A 4,245-nucleotide genomic window follows, 5' to 3' on the forward strand; every position below is an offset into this window, starting at 1 on the left:
TCGAGATGCCGTCCTTGAGCGAGATCTCGATCCGGAACTCCTTGCCGGAGGCGTAGGGGTCGCCCTGGTCGAGCATCTTGAGGTCGATGCCGCGCTTGATGAACTTCGACTGCACGACGTCGAGCACGGCCTTCACGCGCTCCTCGCTCGAGGCCTTGAGCAGCAGCTTCTCGCCGCTCCAGGCGACGTCGGCGCCGACGCCCTTGAAGTCGTAGCGCTGCTCGACCTCCTTGCGCGCCTGGTTGACGGCGTTCTCGGCCTCCATCTTGTCGACCTTGCTGACCACATCGAAGCTCGAGTCATTTGCCATAGCGCAACCCTAAGACACGAAGTTCCTTGCGCTACCGCAAGGTGCCCCGCGGGCTTCGCGCTGCGCTCAGCTGAGGTAGCGTTCCCGCATGCGCCGTCGCCACCTCATCGCCTTCGCCCTACTCGGAGGGACGGCGCTCGCGGGGTGCTCGAGCAGCACACCGCCCGAGCCTTCCGCATCAGATGCGGTCAGCACCGATGCCACGACCTGCGAAGCGTTCGGCGATGTGCTGACGATCACCTTCAATGCCGACATCGCCCTCGGCGAAGGGCGCATGCAGCAGCAGGAGCACGCTGGTTGGCACCGGCTGGCGACGCGAGTGCTCCACCGCCTGCCGACGACCGGCGATGGCGCAGTGAGCGATGCCATCGCCGCGCTCCGTGAGGCGGCACCCCCGATCGCCTCGGGTGCTGGCGGGGCCGGTCAGGTCGGTTCAGACGCTTGGAACGAGGCTTTCCCGGCGCTGATGACGGCTTGCGAAGATGCAGGCTCCGCACTCGCCTCGGAGGGATTCACGGGCGGCTGAGCGGGCGACCCAAAGTACACGGCCGCGCCGCAGTGGAACCCACGTAGCTACTCTTCGCCGGGCGGCACGGAGTACCGCTCGACGACGATCAGCCACCACTGCACGCAGCCGCATTCGATGGTCACGGTGTCCTCGCCGCCGTCGGGGATCAGCGCGTCACCCTCGGAGGTGAGGAGTCGCGCATCGGCCCCGCGGTCTACCCCGATCGGATCTGCGATCGCGTAGCTCATCGGCTCAGTCGACAACGTCGAGGTCACCCAACCGGGTTGAGTGGCCTCGTACCTCACGAGATCGTGGTCGACCGTGCCCGAGGTGAACGCAGGCATCGACTCATCGCCCCGATCAACGGCGTCGACCACCCCCGACTCGTGGATGCGCTCGCGCGCGAACTCGACCGCCTCCGCGCGTGACCCGTCGAGATGGATGACCCTGATGTCCACGGCAAAGCATGCGAAGGACGCGGGCGATGGTTGCCACCCATTGTCGAGCGCGATGTCCGAGCACCGGTCGAGGCGCTGGTGCGCGATCACGTTCGCGTCGTCCGGCACGGTGTAGCTGGTCAACTCCTCAACGCTGGCGAGCGCCCGAGTCGCGTCAGCTCGCACTCCTTCGGCTTCGTAGGGCAATGGAGAGCACGCTGTCATCGTCGCGGCCAACATCGAGATGGCTATAGCAACCCGCGGGATCGATGCACGCTCTAGAGGTCGCAGTCCCTGCGACCTCTGCTTGCGGCCGCCAGGCATCGACGTACGCGGGAGCAAGAGCGCCTCAGCCGCCAGCACCGCGCGAGACGATCACGCCTGGGCTACTTGGGCTACTTGGGCTGCGCTCGCCGCGTCTTGCGAGCCGTGTGACGCGGTGGATGGGACACATGCCAGACACAGTGACATGGGCGCGGGGAGAAAGCGACTGCAACGCATCGCTTCTTGTCCGCGCCCGCTCGGCGAATGGCGTGGCCCACGCTACGGCGCGAGCTGTCGGCGGCAAACCGGCAAAGAAGCAGACGCTCGCTAGGGCCGAGGATCTAGCATCGACGGTATGGGACGGGGTGCACGGGGCACCGATGGATCGTCCGCTCGCGCCTTCATCCTCGGAGGACTAGCGGTGATCGTCGTCACCCTCGTGCTCATGGGCCTGGCGGCCAGCGACGCGAACATCGGCAACCGCGGCGAAACCATGCTGGTCGTAGGCATCCCTGCAGGAGTCGTTCTCGTCATCATGGGCGTCGCCAAGCTCCGGAAGCCGCTGTGAAAAGTGTGCCTCGAACAGGACTGTGATGACATGACATCCGATGGATCAAACAGTGACTCGCCACCGCGGCCCTACAGGTGGCGCTATGGTTCTCTTCACCTCATCATGCCGTGGATCGCGCTTGTTGGAGGCCTTCTCAGCATCGTTAGAGGTGTGAACGATCTCACTTCGAGCGGTGACCCGCTGTTCATCTATGTGGGGGCCGGGCTCGTCGCGCTGGCAGTCGTGATCTTCTTCGTCGACCGCTGGCAGGCCACGCTCGGGAACTAGCGCACACCGCAACCGTGTGTGCAGAACTCGTCACTTTCGGCTGTGCGGGTGACGGGAATCGTCCCTCAGAGTCGAATCGCGGGGGCGCGACGGTTGATCGTGATTGCCTTCGTAGCCCAACTGGCTTTCGCTGCCTACGTGCTGACGACGTCTGCACTTGGCCGCGACCGGCCACCATTCGACATCGCGTTGCTCGTCATCTGGGCTGCACTCTCAACTGCGGCACTCATCGCCTTGACGATCGACGCGCGTCGCCGTCGCCGCGGTTCCTGACGGACCACACGTGCGCGAGCGGTCATCGGCGTAGTTCGGCAGATGCAGAAGGGGTGCTCGATCGCGTTGGGGTCCGTGACGACGCTCGGGAGATGTTACGGGCGCTGCTGATCGCCCCTGAGTTCGACTAGGTAGAGTCGCCCCCTAAGACAACACTTCGTCAAAGGACTGTCCGCTGGGCATGGCGCCAAGACTAGGCCAGCAGTCTGTTGCGTTGCGGGGCACCGTTTTTGAGCCAAGATGGGGCTTGTGCATTACAGCTTCCGCGTTCCTACATCAGCCGATGCATCCGCGGTGGCGAGCGTGCACGTCGAAGGGTGGAGGCAGACATATGGGCCGCTGCTGCCGGACGGGTACATCAACGACGAGGTGATCGCGGCGAAAGTGGCGCTATGGGAGGCGCTTACCGCGAATCCAAGCCCAGAACGGGCGCTTCAGATCGCCGAACGCCGAGGCGCGATCATCGGTTTGGCCTTCGCGGGCCCGACGCTCCCCGACGAGGCTGAGCCGAAGCGGCCGCTATCACTGCACGCCCTTTACGTCCTTTCGGCCCATCATGGAACCGGGGTCGGTCAGCAACTCCTAGAAGGCGTGCTCGGCAACCAGCCCGCTGAACTCTGGGTAGCCGTCGAGAACCCGCGCGCACAGGCCTTCTACCGACGCAACGGTTTCGACAGCGACGGCGTGACGAGGGTGGACGAGGATACTCCGGGTCTTCCGGTGATGAGGATGCTTCGTTAGCGGTAGCGTTCCCGCATGCGCCGTCGCAACCTCGTCGCCTTCGCCCTACTCGGAGGGACGGCGCTGGCGGGGTGCTCGAGCAGCACACCGCCCGAGCCTTCCGCATCTGATGCGGTCATCATCGATGCCACGACCTGCGAAGCGTTCGGCGATGTGCTGACGATCACCTTCAATGCCGACATCGCCCGCGACGAAGGGCGCATGCAGCAGCAGGAGCACGCCGGCTGGCACCGGCTGGCGACGCGAGTGCTCCACCGCCTGCCGACGACCGGCGATGGTGCAGTGAGCGATGCCATCGCCGCGCTCCGAGGGGCGGCGCCTCCGATCGCCTTGGGTGCTAGCGGGGCCGCGCGGGTCGGTTCGGATGCTTGGAACGAGGCCTTCTCGGCGCTGATGACGGCTTGCGAAGATGCAGGCTCCGCACTCGCCTCGGAGGGATTCACGGGCGGCTGAGCGACACCTCCGTTCGAAGCCGCCCTGAGGGTACGCGCCAGACGATCGAGCTCGGCAACGCTCGGTCACCGCCGGAGCGACGACCGCCCTCCAGGCGCGCTCGCCGATCGATCGATGCGGCATGATCGCGCCATGGACACAAGTGCTCCCCCGGTGCTGCAGATGCTCTGGGAGCCGAACGACCCCGCAGAGGTGATGCGTCGGAGGTTCGGGTTCGGCTCCGAAGCGGCGGCGGCGGGCTGGGTGGGCGCGCTGCTGCGCAGCCACTGGGGGCGAGAGGTGACAGCCTGCGAGCGCATCGTGATGAGCGACATGAACGCGCTCGCCTGGGTGCGCGTCGGCTCGACCCGGATGATCGCCAAGTGGTCGCCCGTGACGGAGCGCTTCGCGCGGCTGGACGCCCTCGCGGAGCTGAACGCTC

The 4,245-nt window shown here is 66.0% G+C and carries 7 protein-coding genes; 5 read left to right on the forward strand and 2 right to left on the reverse strand.

All coding sequences use genetic code 11. From position 1 onward, the window contains the following. Nucleotides 1-310 (reverse strand): DUF520 family protein (locus tag RIN18_RS17330; protein ID WP_309105225.1); only part of this gene is annotated, 310 nt, incomplete at its 3' end. Between the two features lie 88 nt (nucleotides 311-398). On the opposite strand from RIN18_RS17330, the gene RIN18_RS17335 reads away from it, so the two are divergent. Then, nucleotides 399-836, forward strand: coding sequence for a hypothetical protein (locus RIN18_RS17335; RefSeq protein WP_309105226.1), 438 nt, complete (start codon nucleotides 399-401; stop codon nucleotides 834-836). 47 nt (nucleotides 837-883) lie between these two features. On the opposite strand, the gene RIN18_RS17340 is transcribed toward RIN18_RS17335, so the two are convergent. Continuing rightward, the gene (locus RIN18_RS17340; RefSeq protein WP_309105227.1) at nucleotides 884-1,399 is read right to left on the reverse strand and encodes a hypothetical protein; all 516 of its coding nucleotides are present in this window, start codon (nucleotides 1,397-1,399) and stop codon (nucleotides 884-886) included. Between the two features lie 475 nt (nucleotides 1,400-1,874). On the opposite strand from RIN18_RS17340, the gene RIN18_RS17345 reads away from it, so the two are divergent. The 4 genes from RIN18_RS17345 to RIN18_RS17360 form a co-directional block, all read left to right on the forward strand. Beyond that, entirely contained in the window at nucleotides 1,875-2,087 is a 213-nt protein-coding gene (locus RIN18_RS17345; RefSeq protein ID WP_309105228.1) for a hypothetical protein, read from the forward strand. Nucleotides 2,088-2,924: 837 nt separating this feature from the next. Further along, nucleotides 2,925-3,371: a GNAT family N-acetyltransferase gene (locus RIN18_RS17350; protein WP_309105229.1), complete on the forward strand. Its 447-nt coding sequence runs from the start codon at nucleotides 2,925-2,927 to the stop codon at nucleotides 3,369-3,371. Nucleotides 3,372-3,386: 15 nt separating this feature from the next. Next, on the forward strand, nucleotides 3,387-3,824 hold the full coding sequence (locus tag RIN18_RS17355; RefSeq protein ID WP_309105230.1) for a hypothetical protein: 438 nt from the start codon (nucleotides 3,387-3,389) through the stop codon (nucleotides 3,822-3,824). Between the two features lie 132 nt (nucleotides 3,825-3,956). Beyond that, on the forward strand, nucleotides 3,957-4,245 hold a 289-nt coding region (locus RIN18_RS17360; protein WP_309105231.1), incomplete at its 3' end, for a hypothetical protein.

It is taken from the genome of Microbacterium sp., from assembly GCF_031179285.1.
In the GTDB taxonomy this organism is placed as follows: domain Bacteria; phylum Actinomycetota; class Actinomycetes; order Actinomycetales; family Microbacteriaceae; genus Microbacterium.

Excerpts from the sequence above, each read along its gene's own strand:
- RIN18_RS17335 (WP_309105226.1), top strand. The coding sequence starts at position 399 with ATGCGCCGTCGCCACCTCATCGCCTTCGCCCTACTCGGAGGGACGGCG.
- RIN18_RS17345 (WP_309105228.1), top strand. The coding sequence starts at position 1,875 with ATGGGACGGGGTGCACGGGGCACCGATGGATCGTCCGCTCGCGCCTTC.
- RIN18_RS17355 (WP_309105230.1), top strand. The coding sequence starts at position 3,387 with ATGCGCCGTCGCAACCTCGTCGCCTTCGCCCTACTCGGAGGGACGGCG.